General features: G+C 64.3%; 17 protein-coding genes. 14 read left to right on the forward strand and 3 right to left on the reverse strand.

Annotated features, from left to right (window positions below; genetic code table 11):
* Positions 1-134: 134 nt before the first annotated feature.
* The 7 genes from H618_RS0102595 (at position 135) to H618_RS0102625 (ending at position 6,984) form a co-directional block, all read left to right on the forward strand.
* A complete protein-coding gene (locus H618_RS0102595; RefSeq protein ID WP_154660612.1) occupies positions 135-875 on the forward strand; it encodes a hypothetical protein in 741 nt (246 codons plus the stop codon).
* A 111-nt stretch (positions 876-986) separates the two neighbouring features.
* Positions 987-1,592, forward strand: coding sequence for a DJ-1/PfpI family protein (locus H618_RS0102600; RefSeq protein WP_028693583.1), 606 nt, complete (start codon positions 987-989; stop codon positions 1,590-1,592).
* A gap of 332 nt (positions 1,593-1,924) precedes the next feature.
* Complete coding sequence (locus H618_RS22050; RefSeq protein WP_050577186.1) at positions 1,925-3,070, forward strand: GGDEF domain-containing protein; 1,146 nt, start codon at positions 1,925-1,927, stop codon at positions 3,068-3,070.
* A 31-nt stretch (positions 3,071-3,101) separates the two neighbouring features.
* On the forward strand, positions 3,102-3,449 hold the full coding sequence (locus H618_RS23315; RefSeq protein WP_081673694.1) for a site-specific integrase: 348 nt from the start codon (positions 3,102-3,104) through the stop codon (positions 3,447-3,449).
* Positions 3,446-5,032, forward strand: a complete 1,587-nt coding sequence (locus H618_RS0102615) for an ABC-F family ATPase (protein ID WP_028693584.1) — start codon at positions 3,446-3,448, stop codon at positions 5,030-5,032. Before H618_RS23315 ends, H618_RS0102615 begins: the two co-directional genes overlap by 4 nt.
* Positions 5,033-5,106: 74 nt before the next feature.
* Positions 5,107-6,039 carry a LysR family transcriptional regulator gene (locus H618_RS21150; protein ID WP_050577187.1) on the forward strand — a complete coding sequence of 311 codons (933 nt, stop codon included), beginning with the start codon at positions 5,107-5,109 and terminating at the stop codon, positions 6,037-6,039.
* A 63-nt stretch (positions 6,040-6,102) separates the two neighbouring features.
* Entirely contained in the window at positions 6,103-6,984 is an 882-nt protein-coding gene (locus H618_RS0102625) for an SDR family NAD(P)-dependent oxidoreductase (protein ID WP_033727422.1), read from the forward strand.
* A 66-nt stretch (positions 6,985-7,050) separates the two neighbouring features.
* Here H618_RS0102625 and H618_RS0102630 read toward each other — a convergent pair whose 3' ends face one another.
* The gene (locus tag H618_RS0102630; RefSeq protein ID WP_028693586.1) at positions 7,051-8,427 is read right to left on the reverse strand and encodes an L-serine ammonia-lyase; all 1,377 of its coding nucleotides are present in this window, start codon (positions 8,425-8,427) and stop codon (positions 7,051-7,053) included.
* A gap of 146 nt (positions 8,428-8,573) precedes the next feature.
* Here H618_RS0102630 and H618_RS0102635 point away from each other — a divergent pair, with 146 nt between their 5' ends.
* The 3 genes from H618_RS0102635 to H618_RS0102645 all read left to right on the forward strand — a co-directional run bounded on the left by H618_RS0102635 (position 8,574) and on the right by H618_RS0102645 (position 11,069).
* The gene (locus tag H618_RS0102635) at positions 8,574-9,533 is read left to right on the forward strand and encodes a LysR substrate-binding domain-containing protein (protein WP_028693587.1); all 960 of its coding nucleotides are present in this window, start codon (positions 8,574-8,576) and stop codon (positions 9,531-9,533) included.
* A 73-nt stretch (positions 9,534-9,606) separates the two neighbouring features.
* Positions 9,607-10,437 (forward strand): AraC family transcriptional regulator, encoded by an 831-nt coding sequence (locus tag H618_RS0102640; RefSeq protein WP_028693588.1) that lies wholly within the window; start codon positions 9,607-9,609, stop codon positions 10,435-10,437.
* Positions 10,438-10,487: 50 nt separating this feature from the next.
* Positions 10,488-11,069, forward strand: coding sequence for a LysE family translocator (locus tag H618_RS0102645; RefSeq protein WP_028693589.1), 582 nt, complete (start codon positions 10,488-10,490; stop codon positions 11,067-11,069).
* A 9-nt stretch (positions 11,070-11,078) separates the two neighbouring features.
* Here the strand turns inward: H618_RS0102645 and H618_RS0102650 are convergent, their stop codons facing one another.
* Entirely contained in the window at positions 11,079-12,281 is a 1,203-nt protein-coding gene (locus tag H618_RS0102650) for a sugar transporter (RefSeq protein ID WP_028693590.1), read from the reverse strand.
* A gap of 255 nt (positions 12,282-12,536) precedes the next feature.
* On the opposite strand from H618_RS0102650, the gene H618_RS0102655 reads away from it, so the two are divergent.
* The 3 genes from H618_RS0102655 to H618_RS0102665 all read left to right on the forward strand — a co-directional run bounded on the left by H618_RS0102655 (position 12,537) and on the right by H618_RS0102665 (position 17,885).
* Positions 12,537-14,663 (forward strand): TonB-dependent siderophore receptor, encoded by a 2,127-nt coding sequence (locus H618_RS0102655; protein ID WP_028693591.1) that lies wholly within the window; start codon positions 12,537-12,539, stop codon positions 14,661-14,663.
* Between the two features lie 112 nt (positions 14,664-14,775).
* The gene (locus H618_RS0102660; RefSeq protein WP_028693592.1) at positions 14,776-15,321 is read left to right on the forward strand and encodes a WCX domain-containing protein; all 546 of its coding nucleotides are present in this window, start codon (positions 14,776-14,778) and stop codon (positions 15,319-15,321) included.
* 47 nt (positions 15,322-15,368) lie between these two features.
* Positions 15,369-17,885 (forward strand): excinuclease ABC subunit UvrA, encoded by a 2,517-nt coding sequence (locus H618_RS0102665; RefSeq protein WP_028693593.1) that lies wholly within the window; start codon positions 15,369-15,371, stop codon positions 17,883-17,885.
* Between the two features lie 109 nt (positions 17,886-17,994).
* Here the strand turns inward: H618_RS0102665 and H618_RS21155 are convergent, their stop codons facing one another.
* Positions 17,995-18,249, reverse strand: coding sequence for a DUF1652 domain-containing protein (locus H618_RS21155; protein WP_050577188.1), 255 nt, complete (start codon positions 18,247-18,249; stop codon positions 17,995-17,997).
* Positions 18,250-18,569: 320 nt separating this feature from the next.
* Between H618_RS21155 and H618_RS0102675 the strand changes: the two genes are divergently transcribed.
* On the forward strand, positions 18,570-20,024 hold the full coding sequence (locus H618_RS0102675) for a methylenetetrahydrofolate reductase C-terminal domain-containing protein (protein WP_028693594.1): 1,455 nt from the start codon (positions 18,570-18,572) through the stop codon (positions 20,022-20,024).
* Positions 20,025-20,329 lie beyond the last annotated feature (305 nt).

Raw genomic sequence — 20,329 nt, forward strand, 5'->3', positions numbered from 1 at the left:
GAAGGTGCTGCCTGCCAGGCAACTTCGCAATGCGCGGCCATACCATCAACATGCTAGAATGGCGCCGGGCTTGCGCCCACTCATCAAGTAATACGCCCCGCCATGGAGGGGGCGTAGTGTCCAAGGAGCTGTTCATGTCTGTCCGTTCTTCGGCGTTGATCGCCGCATTCGCTGCACTCGCCAGCACAGCTGTGATTGCAGGCGAAGATATCGCCGGCGTCTCGCTGGGCGCCTCACTGGCTCAAGCCAAACAAGCCGTCAGCAATGCCAACGACGACTACATCATCTCGCCGCTATTGGGTGAAGGTATGCGTGAAGTGGGCGTCAAGGCAGTGACTGAAGTGTACATGCCCGGGCTGGGCCTGTCCGATGACGGCGGCCCTACCGATGAATTTCTCGCTTTGACCGACAAGTCCGAAAGAATCTGGTTCGTCTCCCGCGTGCAACGTTTGCCAGAAGGCGAACGAATCAACAAGCAAACCCTTGAAGCTGCGTTGGTGGAAAAATTCGGCAAACCCTCCAAGATCGTTCCGCTATCAGGCACGCATTATTTCTGGATGTACGATCGCAGTGGCAAACAGTACTTCGGAAACATCCCCCAAGGCCCCTGCCCAGGCATCATGGGTAATGGCAACACGACCGGCTTCAACGGGATGACCATCCGCTACCCGCACCAATTCAGAGCCGAATGCGGCACACGAATCGAAGCGCATTTCTCCGGCATGGACGCCAACATGATCTCGATGTACAAGCTGTCGATCACCGACTACAAGGCCATGTACGACCAGATCACCGGTGAAAAAGCGCAAGCCAAGGCAGCGCAAGACCAGCAGTTATCGGATGAAAAGGCCAAGGACAACAAACCGAAGTTGTAATCGCTGATCGCACTTCGCCCGGATGGCCCGACAGGGGCAGCGCTGATAGTGTCGCAGTTGAAGTGGACTGCCTGAGCCATTTGCTCGGCGCATAGCATTGGAGGCTCATCGATGTCGCTGAATGTCGGAATCTATGTGTTCGATGAAGTCGAAGTGCTCGACTTCGCCGGACCTTACGAAGTGTTCACCACCGCAACGCGCATGCAGCAGCGCAGTGATGCCGGTGCGCAACCTCTGTTCACCGTTTTCACCATTGGCCGCACCACTGCCCCGATCAAGGCCCGTGCAGGGCTGAAGATCGACCCCGACCACGACATTCATGGCCATCCGCCCCTCGATTGCCTGATCGTCCCGGGCGGTGTGGTTACCGCCGAGCTGGAAAAGCCGGACGTCATCCGCTGGATCGATCAGCAGGCAGCCCTCACCCCTGTGGTCGCCTCGGTCTGCACCGGCGCCTTTTTGCTGGCCAAGGCCGGCAAGCTCGATGGCTTGCGCGCCACCACACACTGGGAAGACATCGACGAGCTGAAGGCGATGTTCCCAACGCTCGAGGTAGTGAGCAACGTGCGCTGGGTCGATCAAGGCGCCCTGGTCACCTCGGCCGGAATCTGCGCCGGCATCGACATGAGCCTGCACTTGGTCGAGCGCCTGCACAGCGGCGCGCTGGCAGAGCGCACTGCCAGACAGATGGATTTCGACTGGACGCAGAACCCGTAGGTCGGGCGATCCCTGGCCGCCGATCAGGCTGATCGCCCCTCCCTGTGTCGTCCAAGGCCAGCCCGAAATCACGGGCAAACCCAACGGGTTCCCTTAGAGGGTCGTAGCGACCCGACATGCGCTGTGTTCTCCACTTACCGTAAGACATATCGACGCCCGCATAATTAATGGCACGATGCCAGCAACCGAAAGTCTCAAAAACAGTGGCATCAATAGCAGCGAAAGAGGTATCGAGCGCTACCTCTGCGCAGTGACCCTTTGTGTTTCCTCACGAGTCTTGCGAGCGGCAGACATCAAAACATGCCGGGTTTTCCATATTTGAGGAACGCCAGATGGACCTTACGACGCTTCATCTTACCGATGCGCTGGTCAACCTGACCTGTGGTGCGATGTGCTTCGCGATTTGGGCGAGCCGCCCCCGCGACCGCTGTTTTGCCTTCTGGGGCATGGGCAGTCTGCTCTATGGCCTGACCGCCTCGTGGTTTCCTTACTTGCCCGCCGGCGTGCTCGGGTTGGGCCTTGGTTATGCCGCATTGCAGGTGGCCAATATCATGTTCTGGGCCGGATACCGAGCCTTCGATAAAGTCCGCGCCCTGCCACTGTGGCTCGTTGCATTACCCTCATTGCCGCTGATCGCTTGCCTGCTCGCAGACTTTCTCGGCAGCAGCACTACCGTGACGAACAACATTACCGTCGCCCTTTATTGCGCCATCTCCGCCGGCCAGGTGGTCTATGTGCTGCGTGGACGCAACTCCTGGTACGACCAACGCTCGATCTCGGCCTACGCAGTCATCCTGATCATCGGCTCGATCATGGCAACCAGCTTTTCAAGCGGTGCTCCAGTTAAAGACGAAGGGAGCGGAGTGCTCTTCATATTGACCGATCATGTGATGTCGATCGTGTTCACCATCGCGGTGATTGCCATGGTCGGCCAACGAGATCTACAGCACCTGATCAAGACCTCGCGCCGCGACCCGTTGACCGGCGCGCTTAATCGCGCCGGGTTAAGGGCTGTCATCACGCAGGACGCTGTAGCACCCGGGCTGATCCTGATCGACATCGATAACTTCAAACGCATCAACGACCAGCACGGCCACGATGCCGGAGATGAAGTGCTGCGAGAGCTAGTGGCGCGTATAAATGCCGCCATGCGCCCCACAGACCACCTCATACGCATGGGCGGAGAAGAGTTCCTGATCATCGCCGATATCACCAGCCAGAAACAGATCGTCGAACTCGCAGAACGCATCCGCAACTCGGCGCGCACTTCGCCGGTTCAGCATGCCAATGCAGTTATTCCCGTCACCCTCAGCATCGGCGTCGCCCTGCGCGCAAGTAACGAGCTTTTTGTCCACGCACTCAAACGAGCAGACCTGGCGATGTACCATGCCAAACAGTCGGGGCGCGATCGTGTGGTTTTCGCGCCCCTCGACGGCGCAGCCTGCGCTGCGAAAGAACAGACACTGCGTTTGTCGTGACTGATCTTGCGCTCCAGCCAGCCCTTTCGTCCTGCAGCTACGCAATGGTGGGCTGTGGATCAACGAGGCAAGTGTTACAATCCGCCCCTTCAAATCGGCGCCCAGCGCGCTGAACATCCGTGAGCGTCGCCAGTACGACACCCGCCACACCTACGCAACACCGTGCCTGATGGCTGGAATGAATTACCTATTCATCGCCAACTTGCGCGGACATCGCGTCGAGATGTCGCCCTCTACCTACGCGAAATGGATCAGCTCCTCCTCGGACTGGAGGGAGCTGGAGAAGCGATCGCCCCGCGTCGGATCGGCCCAAGAATGGCCCATCACTGACAAGAGGGACCCAATACACCTCTGGAACCCCCGCAGGACAAGCACTTGATCTCTACCGCCAACATCACCATGCAATTCGGCTCCAAGCCGCTGTTCGAAAACGTCTCGGTCAAATTCAACAATGGCAACCGTTACGGCCTGATCGGCGCCAACGGTTGTGGCAAGTCCACCTTCATGAAAATCCTGGGTGGTGATCTGGAGCCTACCGGCGGCCAGGTCATGCTCGAGCCCAATACCCGCTTGGGTAAGCTGCGCCAGGATCAGTTCGCCTATGAGCAGTACTCGGTCATCGACACGGTGATCATGGGTCATGGCCAGCTGTGGCAGGTCAAGGCTGAGCGTGATCGCATCTATTCGTTGCCGGAAATGACCGAAGACGATGGCATGGCCGTCGCCGAGCTGGAAACCGAGTTCGCTGAAATGGACGGTTACACCGCCGAGTCCCGTGCCGGTGAGCTGCTGCTGGGCCTGGGCATTCCGCTGGAACAGCATTTCGGGCCGATGAGTGAAGTGGCGCCGGGCTGGAAGCTGCGGGTGCTGCTGGCGCAGGCGCTGTTCTCGGATCCGGACGTGCTGCTGCTCGACGAGCCGACCAACCACCTGGACATCAACACCATCCGCTGGCTGGAGACGATTCTCACCGCGCGTAACAGCACCATGGTGATCATTTCCCACGACCGGCACTTCCTCAACAGCGTGTGCACCCACATGGCTGACCTGGACTACGGCGAGCTGCGCCTGTTCCCGGGCAACTATGACGAGTACATGATGGCCGCCACCCAGGCACGCGAGCAGTTGCTGTCGGACAACGCCAAGAAGAAAGCCCAGATCGCCGAACTGCAAACCTTCGTCAGCCGCTTCTCGGCCAACGCCTCGAAGGCCAAGCAGGCCACCTCGCGTGCCAAGCAGATCGACAAGATCCAACTGGCCGAGGTCAAGCCGTCGAGCCGGGTCAGCCCGTTCATTCGTTTCGAGCAGACCAAAAAGCTTCACCGTCAGGCCGTGACCGTGGAGAAAATGGCCAAGTCGTTCGACGAAAAGGTGCTGTTCAAGGACTTCAGCTTCACCGTCGAAGCCGGCGAGCGCGTGGCGATCATCGGCCCCAACGGCATCGGCAAGACCACCCTGCTGCGCACCCTGGTCGGTGAACTGCAAGCCGACGCCGGCGCGGTGAAATGGACCGACAGCGCCGAAGTCGGCTATTACGCCCAAGACCACGCCCACGAATTCGAGGACGACGTCAGCCTGTTCGACTGGATGGGTCAGTGGACCAGCGGCGAGCAGGTGATTCGCGGCACCCTGGGGCGCATGCTGTTCTCCAACGACGAGATCCTCAAGTCGGTCAAGGTGATTTCTGGTGGTGAGCAAGGCCGCATGCTGTTCGGCAAGCTGATCCTGCAAAAGCCCAACGTGCTGGTGATGGACGAACCGACCAACCACCTGGACATGGAATCGATCGAGGCGCTGAACCTGGCGCTGGAGAACTACCCGGGCACGCTGCTGTTCGTCAGCCACGACCGTGAATTCGTTTCCTCGCTGGCCACGCGCATTCTGGAACTCACGCCCGATGGCGTCGTCGACTTCAGCGGCACCTACGACGACTACCTGCGCAGCCAGGGTGTGGTGGTTTAAGCCTCGTCGAGTACTGCAAAATGGCGCTTCGGCGCCATTTTTTTTGCCAGCGGCCAGTGCAAGGAGCAACGCCTGTGATTGAAACCCGCCTGCTGCAGCAATTCATCGCCGTCGCCGAGGAGCTGCATTTCAACCGCGCAGCGCAGCGCTTGCACATGGCCCAGCCGCCACTGAGTCAGGCGATTCGTCGACTGGAGCAGGAAATTGGCGCGCCGTTGCTCGAACGAAACAGTCGCAGCGTTGCGCTGACATCGGCCGGTACGGTGTTCCTGCAATGGGCCAGAACAGTGCTGGAAACCCTCGATCAAGGCGTCGAGCACACGCGCCGGGTCGCCAAGGGCATGGAGGGGCATCTGACCCTGACCTTCATCAATCTCGCGCCCTACGGGCAACTGTTGCAGGTGCTCAGGCGCTTTCGTAGCGACTACCCGGCGGTCGCGCTGACGATGCAGGAGGCCACCACCCAGGAGCAGGTCGATGCGCTGGAGCACGGCCGCGCCGACCTTGCCTTCATGCGTCCGCCCGGTCGGACGGCGCCGGGTTTGCGCTGGATCACCCTGCTGGAAGAGCCAATCATCATCGCCCTGCCCGCCTCGCATCGCTTGGCCAACACTGATCCTGTGCCTCTGGCCGCGCTCGCGGACGATGACTTCGTCGCTTCGCCACGGCATCTGGGCCAAGGCTTCCATGACCAGATCGTGCAACTGTGCCAAACCGCAGGCTACACACCGCGTATCGTGCAGCAGGCGCGGCTCCTGCAGACGCTGGTGGCGCTGGTGGCCGGAGAATTCGGCGTCGCGCTGCTGCCCGCCTCGATGGCGGATGCGACGCGCGACGATGTGGTGTTCAGGGCGATCGAGGTAAACGCTTCTGAGCAGTTGCGCCACGTGCCGTTGTTGATGGCCTGGCGAGAGCGAACGTCCAGCGTGATTCGCGACCAGCTGATCGAGCGCGTACGTGAACGCCTGCCGATTGATACTCCGGAGGTCTTCATCGGCAACGGATAAGATATTTTACGGATCGACCCATCCTGCTCATCATCGTGAAACGCCCATTTCTAGAGACCCACGATGAACCCTCTACTTGATACCGACGAGTCGTTGTTTGACGGCAAGGTCGCGATAGTCACCGGTGCCGCGCAGGGGTTGGGCCTGTGTTACGTGCAGGCATTGCTCGAACGCGGTGCCAAGGTCGTCGCCAGCGATCTGGGCACCGATCGTTCAGGCGAAGGTAACGACCCGCAACGAATCGCCGAAGTCGCCCGCCTGGTACCCAACGCCAATGGCCGACTCATCACCCACAGCGGCGCGCTCGACGATGAACCCGGCTGTCGGGCGCTTGTGGAGCTGACAATCGCGCAGTTCGGCGCGCTGGACATTGTCATTCATAACGCCGGCTGGGTCGGTTACCAACCCATCGAAGAGCAGGAAGATGCCTTTCTGGAACGCGCCATCGGCATCAACCTGCGCGCGCCGATCTGGCTGTGCAAGCATGCCTGGCCGCACCTGCGCGGCGCCCCTGCGCCACGAATCGTGCTGACCACTTCGGACCGTGCCCTGTATCAGTGCTATGCGCAACCGGGGTTGAGCGCCTATGCGGCGGGCAAGATGGCGCAAGTGGGCATCATGAACGCACTGAGCGCAGAAGGCGCGCCCCACGGCATTCTGGTCAACGCCATCTCTCCGGTGGCCAAGACGCGCATGTGGGGTATCGAACAACCCCCGCAGGACCTGAAGCCTGAGTGGGTCGCGCCCGGCGTGCTGTACTTGGCAAGCCGCCTGTGCCAGGACAGCGGAGTGATTCTGCGCGCCAGCAACGGCCAGTTCACGGCCACCCGGTTCGATGAGAACCCGGGGGTGAGCTACCCCAGGGATCTGGCTCGGGTAGCCTGTAGCAGCGTCGAAGAGGTGGCTCGCGATTGGTCACGAATCAAGGAAGTTGCCACTGGCTGACGAAGCCGGAAGGTGCGCACACGCTGCCGCCCGGCATGCCTGGCCACGTGCGCGCATCTGACCCTCTCAACACTCGACGAACGCCACCGCCAGCCCGCCGCGCGAGGTTTCCTTGTAGTTGGCGTGCATGTCCGCACCGGTGTCGCGCATGGTGCGGATCACCCGGTCGAGCGAGATGAAGTGTTCGCCGTCGCCGCGCAGGGCCATCTGCACGGCGTTGATGGCCTTGACGGCGGCGATGGCGTTGCGCTCGATGCACGGCACCTGCACCAGACCACCGACCGGGTCGCAGGTCAGGCCAAGGTTGTGCTCGAGGGCGATTTCCGCAGCATTTTCCACTTGTTCGGGAGTGGCGCCGAGGATGTCGGCCAAGCCCGCAGCGGCCATCGAGCAGGCCGAGCCGACTTCACCCTGGCAGCCCACTTCGGCACCGGAGATCGAAGCGTTCTTCTTGCACAGAATGCCCACCGCTGCGGCGGCGAGGAGGAAGTTCACCACGTCGTCGTCGGACACCTGCGGGTTGAACTTCATGTAGTAGTGCAGCACCGCGGGGATGATGCCGGCCGCGCCGTTGGTCGGCGCGGTGACCATGCGTCCGCCGGCGGCGTTTTCCTCGTTGACCGCCAGGGCGAACAGGTTGACCCACTCCATGGCGCTCAGGGTCGAGCCGATCACGTTGGGCTTGCCCAGCTCTTGCAGGCTGCGGTGCAGCTTGGCAGCGCGGCGCTTGACGTTCAGGCCACCGGGCAAAGTGCCTTCGTTGCGTAGTCCGTTTTCCACGCACTGCTGCATGGCCGCCCAGATTTTCAGCAGGCCGGAGCGGATTTCCTCGTCGCAGCGCCAGGCGCGCTCGTTGGCCATCATCAATTGGCTGACGCTGAGGTTGTAGCGTTTGCACAATGCCAGCAGTTCGGCACCGGAGGAAAACTCATACGGCAGGTTGACCTGCCCAGCGTCACTGGCCGGGGCGTCGATCTCGCTTTCTTCGATGATGAAACCGCCACCGACCGAGTAGTAGGTTTGCTTGAGCAGGCTTTGCTCGCCGTTCCAGGCTTCCAGCGACATGGCGTTGGGGTGGTACGGCAGGTCTTCGTCGAGCAGCAGCATGTCGCGTTGGTACTCGAAGTGCACCGGCTGGCGACCGTCGAGAATCAGGCACTGCTCCTTGAGCAACTGAGCGATGCGCGGCTCGATGCTGTGCGGGTCGATCTGATCAGGCCACTGGCCCATCAGCCCGAGCAGGCAGGCGCGGTCGGTGGCGTGGCCAATGCCTGTGGCCGACAGCGAGCCATACAGGCGCACTTCGACCCGGCTGACCTGCTCCAGCACACCGGCAGTGCGCAAGGCCTGGGCGAAGGTGGCGGCGGCGCGCATGGGCCCGACGGTATGCGAGCTGGAGGGGCCGATGCCAATCTTGAAGAGATCAAAAACACTGATAGCCATGCTAATACCTGGCGGTTCCACGGCACTGGGCCGCTGCACCGCCCCTCCGAAAAATGAATGGGTGCTGCTGTTGGAGACTATCGTCGTCCTCATTGCCTACAATGACCAACGAAAATTCCTAAGCAAGCCTTTAGCAGGACTAAACCATGAAAGGGCAATTGAACGGGCAGGTGTATGTGTGGCTGCATGTCTTCGCCTGCGCCGCGCGGCATTTGTCGTTCACCCGCTGCGCCGAAGAGCTGCACATCACCCCCGGCGCGGTCAGCCAGCAGATGCGCCAGCTCGAAGAGCGCCTAGGCTTTCGCCTGTTCCTGCGCCGCGCGCGTGGTGTCGAGCTGACGGCAGAGGGCCAACGGCTGGCACAGACCGTCAGCGATGCCTACGCCAGCATCGAAGCTGAACTGCTGCGCCTGGATGCGGGTGAAATCCGCGGCACCTTGCGCCTGCGCTCGATCCCCTCGTTCCTGGCCAAGTGGCTGACGCCGCGCCTGCCACGCTTTCAGCAGCGCTACCCGGACATCGAACTGCGCCTGGTGGCCGAGGACAGCAGTCAGGCGCTGGATGAAAGCGAGTTCGACCTGGCCATCGACCTCAACGATGGCAGCTACCCCGGCATGCTCTCGACGCCATTGCTCGATGAACAGATTTTTCCGGTGTGCTCACCGGCGCTGCTGCGCGGGCGACCACCGCTGCATGGCCCGGCTGATCTGATCCACTACCCGTTGCTGCACGACATCACCGCCTGGCGCGGCAGTTCGGAATACGCCGAGTGGGAGTTCTACCTGCGCGGCATCGGCGCCGACGGCCTGGACGTGCGCCGCGGCCACACCTTCAACCGCAATCACCTGAGCATCGAGGCGGCCATCGCCGGGGTGGGCGTGGCGATTGCCCGGCGCACCCTGCTCAACGACGAGCTGGAGCGCGGCGCGCTGATCGTGCCGTTCGGCGTGCCGATCGCCAACCACAAGCGCTACGTGCTGTTGTATTCCCAGGCCGGCCTGTTGCAACCCGGGGCACGTGCCGTGCATGACTGGCTGGTGGAAGAAGCACAGAGCTTCCGCGCCCTGCACCCGCTGGCGCTGGATGAAAGCAAACCGTTGGGATGACTGCACAGATGTTCCAGACCCTCACGCTTGCCAGCCATTATCCTGAGCCCTTTGCCCGGCAGTGGAGGCGCGCGTGAGCAACTGGATCGACCTGCAGCAGGACGCCGAGACCGGTATCGAGTCGCTGCGCGCGCACTTTGTCGGCCACGCCTACGACCCGCACTGGCACGACAGCTTTCTGGTCGGTGTCACCGAGCAAGGCGTGCAACAGTTCAACTGCCGGCGCAAGCGCCACCAGAGCACGCCGGGGCAGGTGTTTCTACTCGAACCCGGCGAGTTGCACGACGGACATGCGCCCAGCGCAGACGGCTTCACCTATTCGATGCTGCACCTGCCACCGCAGTGGCTGGAGCGCGAGTTGCGCGCGCTGTTCGAACACGCCCCGCAACAGGCGTTGCCGGGGTTTGCCGACACCCTGAACGCAGACCCGCAACTGGCCGCCGCTACCGTGCGAGCCTTCCACGCCGTGCATGGCAAAGAGCTGCGTATCGTGCGCGAAACTGCCAGCGACGACCTGCTCTGCGCCGTCACCCGCCACTTGCAGTGGCGCCAGCGCCTGGCGATTGACCCGCGCCTGCCGCTGACCGCGCAGCGCGCCCGCGAGTACCTGCATGCACATGTGGCCGAAGACATCGGCCTGGAGCAACTGGCCGCCGCCTGCAACACCGACCGCTACCGCCTGACCCGCGCCTTCAAGGCCGCCTATGGCCTGGCACCCCATGCCTATCTGATTCAACTGCGTCTGACCCAGGCGCGGCAATTGCTCAGTCGCGGACAGACCCCGGCAGCGGTTGCCGCCCGCCTCGGCTTTGCCGACCAGAGCCATATGGGCCGTTGGTTCCGCCGCGCCTACCGGCTGACCCCAGCCGACTACCGCAAGCGCTGCACAGACCTTCCAGACTGAGCGCACAGCGGGCGGCGAGGATGATGACTCCACCGTCAGGAGCGTCGCCCATGTCCCCCACCCTGCTGCCTTTCACCCTGTTCGCCTTGGCCGCCAGTATCAGCCCCGGCCCGACCAACCTGTTGATCCTCGCCCACGCCGCCCGCCGTGGCTGGCGCGCCAGCCTGCTGCCGGTGCTGGCCGCGTGCCTGGCGGCTGCGGCGATCGTCTGGGTGGTGGGTCTGGGCCTGGGGGACTGGCTGCTCGGCCAGCCACAGGTGCAGCGGGCGATGAGCTGGCTGGGCGTGGCCTGGTTGAGCTGGCTGGCGCTGTGCATGCTGCGCAGTGCCGGCGCGCCGCTCGAGGCGACCCAGGGCAAGCCCTTTGGCCCTGGCAGCGCGGCGGCGCTGCAATTGCTCAACCCGAAAGTGTGGTGGATGGCGGTGGCGGTGATTGGCGTGTTCGCCACACCGGCGCTGCCGGTCTGGCAATTGGCGCTGGTGTTCCTGCTGGTGGCACTGCCGAGCATGGCTGCCTGGGCCTGGCTCGGCGCCAGCAGCGCGCGCTGGCTGCAGGCGCCCGGGGCGCGGCGCCTGTTCAACCGCAGCCTGGCCGGGCTGTTGCTGGCCTCGGCCTGGCTGACCCTGCTGTAGGCGAAACCGTCAGTGCGGTGCCTGGGCCTGTGCAAAGCGCCGGGTGCCGAGCAGCGCCAGCAGCAGGCCGAGCAGCGCCACGCTGCCACCGACCAGGCCGATGTTGGCCACCCCCAGCTGGCTGCTGACGATGCTGCCGAGCAGCGCGCCGCCACCGATGCCGATGTTGTAGATGCCGGAGAACAGCGCCATCGCCACATCGGTGGCATCGCTTGCAAGCTTGAGGGTCTTGGACTGCAAGGCCAGGCTGAAGCTGAGGATAGCAATGCCCCAGAGCATGCTCAGCGCCGACAGCACATAGAAGTGCCCGGACAGCGGCAGCAGCAACAGCAGGCACAGCGCCAGGCTGGCGATCGAGCCGAGCAGGAAGCCCTGCGGGAAACGCTCGCTGTAGCGGCTGAACAACACCGAGCCGATCACCCCGGCGCCGCCGAACAGCAGCAGCAGCAGCGTGGTGCGCTCGCCGCCGATCTGCGCGACGTGCAGGGCGAAGGGCTCGATGTAGCTGTAGGCGGTGAATTGCGCAGTGATCACCAGGGTCACCAGTGCATAGGTAATCACCAGCGCCGGGCGGCGGAACAGAATCGGCAGGCTGCGCAGCGAGCCGGAATTCTGACTCGGCAGCAGCGGCAGCGACTTCATCAGGCAGAGCATCGTCGCCAGGGCCACGCCGGCGATGCTCAGGAACGTCACCCGCCAGCCCAGCGCTTCGCCCACCACGCGCCCGAGCGGAATGCCCAGAACCATGGCCAGGGTGGTGCCGGTGGCCAGCAACCCCAGCGCCTTGGCCTGCTGCCCAGGCGGCGCCACGCGCACCGCAAGCGATGCGGTGATGGCCCAGAACACCGCGTGGGCCAGGGCGATGCCGATCCGGCTGAGCAGCAGCATGGCAAAACTCTGCGCCATCCACGACAGCACGTGGCTGACGGTGAACACCAGAAACACACACAGCAACAGCTTGCGGCGCTCGACGTTACGGGTCAGCAACATCATCGGCAGCGAGGTCAGCGCCACTACCCAGGCATAGACCGTGAGCATCAGGCCGACTTGCGCCGGGGTCATGCTGAAGCTGGCGCCGATGTCACTGAGCAGCGCCACCGGCACGAACTCGGTGGTGTTGAAGATGAACGCCGCCAGGGCCAGGGCGATGACGCTCAGCCAACTGCCGCCGCCGGCGGGCGCTGGCGTGGTGAGGGGGATGGGACCGTGCATGGGCGAGAATCGGCTCCGCAAGACAATGGGCTAGACGCCATCCGCCCTTGGGGGCGCCGGCACGAAGTTTTTATTGGAAGGATTGCCCGGCATGGTACGCGGCTGTGCGGCAGCTCACAACCACGCCCGTTCGTTGGCGTCATTGGCAAGGCACAGGTATCTGGCACACCAAAAACCGCTGTGAATACGAATAATTACCAGATACTATCGCGCCGCATTTACAAAGCCTTACATCTCATTCAGGACTTGATCTCGATGCGTCGCTCGTTCGTCTCGCTGTGCCTGCTTCACGCCGCGCCCACCTTGGTCTGGGCGGCGCAACCGCCGCTCGAGGTCGGCAACATTCAGCTCGATGCCGTGAACATCAGCGCCGACGGCGAATTCGAGCGTGTCGACGGCCCGGTGGTGGGCTACAAGGCCTCGCGTTCGGCCAGCGCCACGCGCACCGACACGGCCCTGCACGAAACCCCGCAGTCGGTCAGCGTGGTGCCCAAGGACGTGGTCGAGGACACCGGCGCCACGCGCCTGCAGGATGCCCTGGACTACGCCGGCGGCGTCGGTCGGGCGAACAACTTCGGCGGTCAGGGCCTGACCACCTTCACCGTGCGCGGCTTCACTACTGGCGAGTTCTACCGCAACGGTTTTCCGATCAACCGCGGCTACCCCAACGCCCCCGACGCCAACACCATCGAGCGCCTGGAAGTGCTGCGCGGCCCGGCCACCAGCCTGTACGGCCGCGGCGACCCGGGCGGCACCTTCAACGTGGTCAGCAAGCAGCCCCAGGCCGAATCCAAGGTCACCGTGGGCACGCAATTCGATGACTACGGCATGCACCGCGGCACCCTCGATGCCACCGGCCCGCTCAACCAGGACGGCAGCCTGGCCTACCGCCTGAACATCCTCGGCGAAGGCGGCGAGAGCTTTCGCGATGACGTCCAGACCGAACGCTACGACGTCGCGCCGGTGATCAGCTGGCAGATCAACGAGACCACCAAGGTGGTCTTCGAAGGCGACTTCATGCGCAACAACCACCCGCTCGACCGCGGCCTGACCCGCTACACCACGCAGACCGCTGGCGCCTCGCGCGACACCTACCTGTGGGAAAAGGGCAGCGACAACCTGCTGCACAACGACAACAACATGGCCCAGGTGCGCTTCGAGCACAGCCTCAACGACAACTGGACCCTGGGCGGCGGCATGCAGTGGCTCGACGGCAGCCTCAAGGGCAATGCAGTCGAGGCCAACGGCCTGCAAGCGGACAACCGCACCCTGGGACGCAACTTCAACTACCGCAAGCTGGAATGGACCGACCGCGACTACCAGCTCAACCTGACCGGCCACTTCGACACCGGCAACGTCTCCCACACCTTGCTGACCGGTGTGGAATACGAAGACTACGACTACAAGTCGATCATCATGCGCTCGGCCAGCGGCGCCGATCAGTACCCGATCGACATCTACGACCCGGTGCTCGGCCAGCCGCGCCCGGCCCTGACCCGCACCCCGACCCACGACAAGTCCAACCTCAAGACCTGGGCCTTCTTCATCCAGGACCAGGTGGCGCTCACCGAACGCCTCAAGGTCCTGGGCGGCCTGCGTTTCGAGCGCTTCGAAAACCACAACGAAGACTACGTGTTGGCCAGCCGCACCTTCGACAAGGGCGAAAACAGCGTCACCCCGCGCCTGGGCGTGATCTACGACCTCACCGACACCCTGGCCGTTTACGCCAACACCGCGCGCTCGTTCAAGCCCAATACCGGCGCTGCCTTCGGCGGTGGCGGCTTCGACCCGGAAAAGGGCAAGTCGTATGAGCTGGGGCTGAAATGGGAAGCGCTGGACCGCCAGCTCAGCGCCGATGCGGCGATCTACCACATCGAGAAAGAAAACGTGCTGACGCTCGACCCGGCCAACGCCAACTTCAGTGTGGCAGCCGGCGAGGTACGCAGCCGCGGTCTGGACCTCAACGTGGCAGGCAACATCACCCCCGAGTGGCGCGTGATCGGTGGCTATTCCTATGTCGACGCCGAAGTGACCAAGGACAACCGTGTGCCGACCGGCACCCGCCTGGCGAACATCCCGCGCAATACCCTGAGCCTGCTCAACACCTACGAATTCCAGGACGGCTTCGCCAAAGGCCTGGGCCTTGGCGTCGGCTTCAAGTACGTCGACGACCGCAACGCGGCCACCGAAGCGGTGACCTACACCATGGAGCGCTACAGCGTGGTCGACTTGCTGAGCTTCTACAAGGTCAACGAGCACGTGCGCCTGAACCTCGACCTGAAGAACGTGTTCAACAAGGGCTACGACGAAGGCTCGTTCCTCACCTATGCCTATCCGGGCGCGCCGCGCACCGTCCAGGCCGGGGTCTCGTACACTTTCTAAGCACTTCCTCGCCCGTCACGGCACGCCGCAATGGCCGCCGTGCGGCGCTTGGCGGAGCCGGTGTGGCACGCTATGCTGCGATCATAGCTTTGTGCCACTACCGGACCTGACCTTGCCCAGCCATTCCACCCGCCACACCATCGCTCGCCAGTGGCAGCTGCTCAAGCTGCTGCCTTCGCAACACCCCGGCACCACCTCCACGCACCTGCACCGGGCGCTGAGCGAAGCCGGCCACAGCACCAGCAAGCGCACCATCGAGCGCGATCTGAACGAGCTGTCGGCACTGTTCCCGCTGCGCCGCAACGACCAGGGCACGCCATTTGGCTGGTACCTGCTGCCTGAACTCGACCTCTACCCGCTCGATCCGGAGCACTGCGCCGACGGCGCCGGCAGCACTGCGACGGCGATGCTCGACCTGTACCTGTGGGTCGACGCCGAGCTGGCTGAACAGCTGCTGCAATCGCCCCTTTCCAGCGACATGCAGATGCGCCGTGACGAGCTCGGTGGCGGCCATGTCGCGGCCAGCGTGCGCGACGACAAAGCCCTGATGGCTTGGCTGCTGGCCCATGCTGGCAAGTTAAGGGTCAAGCGCCCGCACGCCTTGCGCACGGCCATGCTCGAGCGTCTGCAACAGGCGACGGCGCTGAACGCCTCCTGAGCCCAGGCGGTCCTAGCTGGATTGGACTGTAACCAGGACCCTGCCCCATGCCTCGCAAGCCCAGCGCTTCGTTCAACCCTTCCGGTTTCGTCAAGGTGCGCGGCGCCCGCGAGCACAACTTGCAGAACGTCGATGTCGACATCCCGCGTGACGCCCTGGTGGTGTTCACCGGCGTCTCAGGCTCGGGCAAGTCGTCGCTGGCGTTCTCGACCGTGTATGCCGAGGCCCAGCGCCGCTACTTCGAATCGGTGGCGCCCTATGCGCGGCGGCTGATCGATCAGGTCGGGGTGCCGGAGGTGGACGCCATCGAAGGCCTGCCGCCGGCAGTGGCCCTGCAACAGCAGCGCGGCACCCCCAGCGCACGCTCGTCGGTGGGCAGCGTGACCACCTTGTCCAGCTCGATCCGCATGCTCTATTCGCGCGCCGGGCACTACCCGGCTGGGCAAGCGATGCTCTATGCCGAGGACTTTTCCGCCAACACCCCGCAGGGTGCGTGCAGTCACTGCCACGGCCTGGGCCGGGTGTACGAGGTGAACGAAGCGAGCCTGGTTCCGGACCCGTCGCTGAGCATCCGCCAGCGCGCCATCGCCGCCTGGCCACCGGCCTGGCAAGGGCAGAACCTGCGCGACATTCTGGTGACCCTGGGCTATGACGTGGACGTACCGTGGCGCGATCTGCCGCAGGAACAACGCCAGTGGATTCTGTTCACCGACGAAACGCCCAGCGTGCCGGTGTACGCCGGGCTGACCCCGGCGCAGACCCGCGAGGCACTCAAGCGCAAGCTCGAACCCAGTTACCAAGGCACCTTCAGCGGCGCCAGGCGCTACGTGCTACACACCTTCATGCAGTCGCAGAGCGCGCAGATGCGCAAGCGCGTCGCGCAGTTCATGCTGCCCAGCGACTGCCCGGTGTGTGCAGGCAAACGCCTCAAGCAAGCAGCGCTGAGCGTGACCTTCGCCGGGCTGGACATCGCCGAGCTGTCGCGCCTGAGCCTGGATGAACTGGCCGCGCTGCTGCGTCCGGTGGCCAGCGGCACAGGCGCGCACAGCGACGGGCTGTCGGTGGAAAAACGCCTGGCCGCCCAGCGCATCGCCGCAGAACTGCTCGAGCGCCTGCACGCCCTGCTCGACCTTGGCCTGGGCTATCTGGCGCTGGAGCGCAGCACGCCGAGCCTGTCCTCCGGCGAGCTGCAACGCCTGCGTCTGGCGACCCAGCTCAACTCGCAGTTGTTCGGGGTGATCTACGTGCTCGACGAGCCCTCTGCCGGCCTGCACCCGGCCGACAGCGAAGCGCTGTATGCCGCGCTGGAGCGGCTCAGGCAATCGGGTAATTCGGTGTTCGTGGTCGAGCACGACCTGGCGATCATGCAGCGCGCCGACTGGCTGGTGGATGTCGGCCCGGCGGCAGGCGAAGGTGGCGGGCGGATTCTCTACAGCGGGCCGCCGGCGGGGCTGGCCGAGGTCGCCGAATCGCGCACCCGGCCGTTCCTGTTCGAGCGTGACCCCGCGCCACCGCGCACGCCCCGCGAACCTCGGCACTGGTTGCAGCTCGACGGCATCACCCGCAACAACCTGGTCGACCTCAGCGTCGCAGTGCCGCTGGCGTGCTTCACGGCAGTGACCGGTATCAGCGGCTCGGGCAAATCCAGCCTGGTCAGTCAGGCGCTGCTCGAATTGGTCGGCGCGCAGTTGGGGCATAGCCCGGCAGAAGACGAGGCGCAGGGCCTTGAAGATGACGCGCTGATCCGCAGTGAGGGTCGAATCAGTGGCGGGATGGAGCACATCAAGCGTCTGGTGAATGTCGATCAAAAGCCGATCGGCCGCACACCGCGGTCGAATCTTGCCACCTACACCGGCCTGTTCGACCACGTGCGCAAGCTGTTCGCCGCCACCGAACAGGCCAAGGCGCTGGGCTTCGACGCTGGGCGCTTTTCCTTCAACGTGGCCAAGGGCCGCTGCAGCGAGTGCGAGGGTGAAGGCTTCGTCAGCGTCGAATTGCTGTTCATGCCCAGCGTCTACGCGCCCTGCCCGGCCTGCCACGGCGCGCGCTACAACCCCGAAACCCTCGCGGTGACCTGGCAGGGCCTGAGCATTGCCGATGTGCTGCAACTGACCGTCGAGCAGGCGCTGGAGGTGTTCACCGAACAACCTGCCATCGCCCGCAGCCTGCACGTGCTGCACGACATCGGCCTGGGTTACCTGCGCCTGGGCCAGCCGGCCACCGAGCTTTCGGGCGGCGAAGCGCAGCGCATCAAGCTGGCGACCGAGCTGCAACGTCAGGCCCGCGGGGCGAGTTTGTATGTGCTGGACGAACCCACCAACGGCCTGCACCCCCACGACATCGACCGCCTGCTGCAGCAATTGCAGCGGCTGGTGGAGGCCGGACACAGCGTGCTGGTGGTGGAACACGATATGCGCGTTGTGGCGCAAAGCGACTGGGTGATCGACATCGGCCCCGGTGCCGGCAACGCGGGCGGCACAGTGGTGGCCAGTGGCACGCCGCGCCAGGTGGCAGACTGCAAGGCCAGTCGAACGGCTCGGTTCATTGCCGAGCAGTTGGGCTGAATGCGGGGTGGTCGTGGGTTCTGCTTGGCATCACAAGGCCATTCGCGGCTAAAGCTGCTCCTACAGGCCCTGTAAGAGCCGCTTCAGCCGCGAATGGTCGGCGCAGGAATCACGCGTACCGGCGCAACCCCTGACGCCGCTGCTCCAGGCGCAACTGGCCGACCAGCCCCACCACATCACGGCAACTGTTGAGGCTGTCGATAGGCACACCGGTCAGCAGCACGCAGGATTCCAGGCTCTCGCCCTGGCCAAGGCGGATGGTCAGGCAGACCCCGTCCGGGCAGGTAACTTCGCAGCGATCAGGCAGGCAGGCCTGTTCGATCATCTGGCGCATTTCAAGCATTGAAACGCCGATCAGAGACATGTCACGACCCTCTGGGTAGCAAGTGGGCTGCTCGCGGCAGGCGCGAACACAGGCAGGTGCTCGGGCCTGGAAACAGGGCAGGCAGCCTCTTGCACCATACATCCAGAACCTCGCCCGAAGGCGACCGTTCGGTCGGCCGACAGCAGCATGCGACCGGTGGTCTGCAGCTGCACTGTAGATCGCGCCGGCCACTGTACCGGGGCGCCCTGCGGTGGCTCCCGGACATGTCGGATTCAGCCACATCGCCTGCGCGCACAGACAACGCGATTGCGCGCAATGGGGCACACTGAGGGCGTCTTCACGCCCAGGTAAGCCGAGTCATGACCGCCCTCAAGAACGCTCTGCAGCAAGGCCAGTTCGTGTGCATTCTGGAGTTCGTGCCCAAGCCGTCCGCGCAGCGCTTCAGCGCGGTGGCGACGATGATGGCGCGCGGCGGTTTCTGTGGCTGGCCGCTGACCGTGTCGATCGGCGACCGGGTCGGCAGCGCGCTGGATCTTTCCCCCCTCGACGCCTTCGACTCACTGCCCGAGCCAGTGCCGGCGCTGCTGCACTTCTCCGGCAAGGACCGCGAGCGCAGCGAGCTGCTGGCGCAGTTGCAACGCATGGACGCGGCGGGCCTTGCGCAGATGCTGGTGCTCACCGGCGACCGCCTGCACGGCCATCAGCCAGGGCAGCGCCCGGTGCGCTATCTGGAATCGGTGGCGGCGCTGGGCATCATCCGCCAGGCCCGCCCCGACTGGCTGCTCGGTGCTGCGCTGAACCCGTTCAAGTACCGCGAGGAAGAAGGCGGCGCGCAGTATTTCAAAGCGGCCAAGAAGCTGCAGGCCGGGGCCGACTTTCTCGATTTGCAGCTGGGTTTCGACATGGACAAGCATGTCGAGGCGCTGCACTGGATGCAGCGCCAGCCACAGCCGCGGCCACTGATCGCCTGCCTGCTGGCGCTGACCCACGGTCGGGCGAAGATGCTCGGACATGTGGCCGGGGTCACCGTGTCGGCCTCGATGCTGGCGATGCTCGAGGCCGAGGCTGCGGTGTCCAAGGCCTTCGCCCAGGCCCGTAGTGTGCGTCGCCTGGCCTTGCAGATCATCGAGCTGCAACGGCTTGGCTATGCCGGGGTGCATCTGTCTGGCCTGCACGAGGCGCAGCACATGGATGCCCTGGAAGCTGAGGTGCAGGCCTGCCAGGCGCAAATCCATAGCCCGGCCGATTGGCAAGCGGCCTGGAACGAGGCCTGGCACATCGACGGCTGCGCGCCGGTGACGTTTCATCCCGAGCAGGGCAACTGGCGCCAGGGCCAATCGCAGGTGCAGCCGTCGTGGCGCGAGGCGGCGCGGGTCAAGCTGCTCGGCCGCCTGCACCACCAACTGTTCAGCGCCAGCACCCCGCTCAGTCGCGGCTTCGCCTGGGCCGTGCGCCGGCCGTTCTGGCAAGGCCGGCGCGGCGCGCGCTGGCTGCACTGGCTGGAGCGCCGTGCCAAACGCCCCCTGGTAGGTTGCGACACCTGCGGCCGCTGCCGCCTGGAGCAGACCCTGTATATTTGCCCGGAGACCTGCCCCAAGGGCCTGGCCAACGGGCCGTGTGGCGGCACCCAACTGAACCGCTGCGAGTTCGGCGACCGCGAATGCATCCATAGCGTGCGCTACCGCACCGCCAAGGCCGACCCACAGGCGGCGCTGGCCAGCCAGACACTGATCGAGTGCGTCGAGGTAGGCACGCGCCATCGCAGTTCGTGGCCGCAGTGGTTCGACGGCAAACGGCCTGGGGAGTCTCGCTAGGGGGTTCGCCGGCAAGCCCGTTCCCACGGGTTCTGCGGCGCCGCGAGCGAGCTTGCGCCACGACCTGATGAACACCCGCAATGCCCCACTACGTCCGCCCCCCGGGTTCAGGCATACTGCGCGGCGCCCTGGCAGGGTAAAAAATCCTCGCTTACCGCCTGCAGCATGCAACCCCGGCCAAGCGGCCAATGTCCAAGCCTTGCCAACCTTCCAGGCACCCTCCCCGTGGCCCTGTGTGACCGAACAGAATGACCGTCCAGAACCCGCTGTCTCCCTCCTCTGGCGCTGCTGAACAGCAGGCCCTG

This window comes from Pseudomonas cremoricolorata DSM 17059 = NBRC 16634 (assembly GCF_000425745.1).
Lineage (GTDB): Bacteria > Pseudomonadota > Gammaproteobacteria > Pseudomonadales > Pseudomonadaceae > Aquipseudomonas > Aquipseudomonas cremoricolorata.

Bases quoted from the DNA above. Each gene is read 5' to 3' on its own strand.
- H618_RS0102625 (WP_033727422.1), top strand. From the start codon at position 6,103: ATGAACCCTCTACTTGATACCGACGAGTCGTTGTTTGACGGCAAGGTC.
- H618_RS0102635 (WP_028693587.1), top strand. From the start codon at position 8,574: ATGAAAGGGCAATTGAACGGGCAGGTGTATGTGTGGCTGCATGTCTTC.
- H618_RS0102650 (WP_028693590.1), bottom strand. From the start codon at position 12,281: ATGCACGGTCCCATCCCCCTCACCACGCCAGCGCCCGCCGGCGGCGGC.
- H618_RS0102645 (WP_028693589.1), top strand. From the start codon at position 10,488: ATGTCCCCCACCCTGCTGCCTTTCACCCTGTTCGCCTTGGCCGCCAGT.
- H618_RS0102600 (WP_028693583.1), top strand. From the start codon at position 987: ATGTCGCTGAATGTCGGAATCTATGTGTTCGATGAAGTCGAAGTGCTC.
- H618_RS21155 (WP_050577188.1), bottom strand. From the start codon at position 18,249: ATGTCTCTGATCGGCGTTTCAATGCTTGAAATGCGCCAGATGATCGAA.
- H618_RS0102665 (WP_028693593.1), top strand. From the start codon at position 15,369: ATGCCTCGCAAGCCCAGCGCTTCGTTCAACCCTTCCGGTTTCGTCAAG.
- H618_RS22050 (WP_050577186.1), top strand. From the start codon at position 1,925: ATGGACCTTACGACGCTTCATCTTACCGATGCGCTGGTCAACCTGACC.
- H618_RS0102655 (WP_028693591.1), top strand. From the start codon at position 12,537: ATGCGTCGCTCGTTCGTCTCGCTGTGCCTGCTTCACGCCGCGCCCACC.
- H618_RS0102595 (WP_154660612.1), top strand. From the start codon at position 135: ATGTCTGTCCGTTCTTCGGCGTTGATCGCCGCATTCGCTGCACTCGCC.
- H618_RS0102630 (WP_028693586.1), bottom strand. From the start codon at position 8,427: ATGGCTATCAGTGTTTTTGATCTCTTCAAGATTGGCATCGGCCCCTCC.
- H618_RS0102675 (WP_028693594.1), top strand. From the start codon at position 18,570: ATGACCGCCCTCAAGAACGCTCTGCAGCAAGGCCAGTTCGTGTGCATT.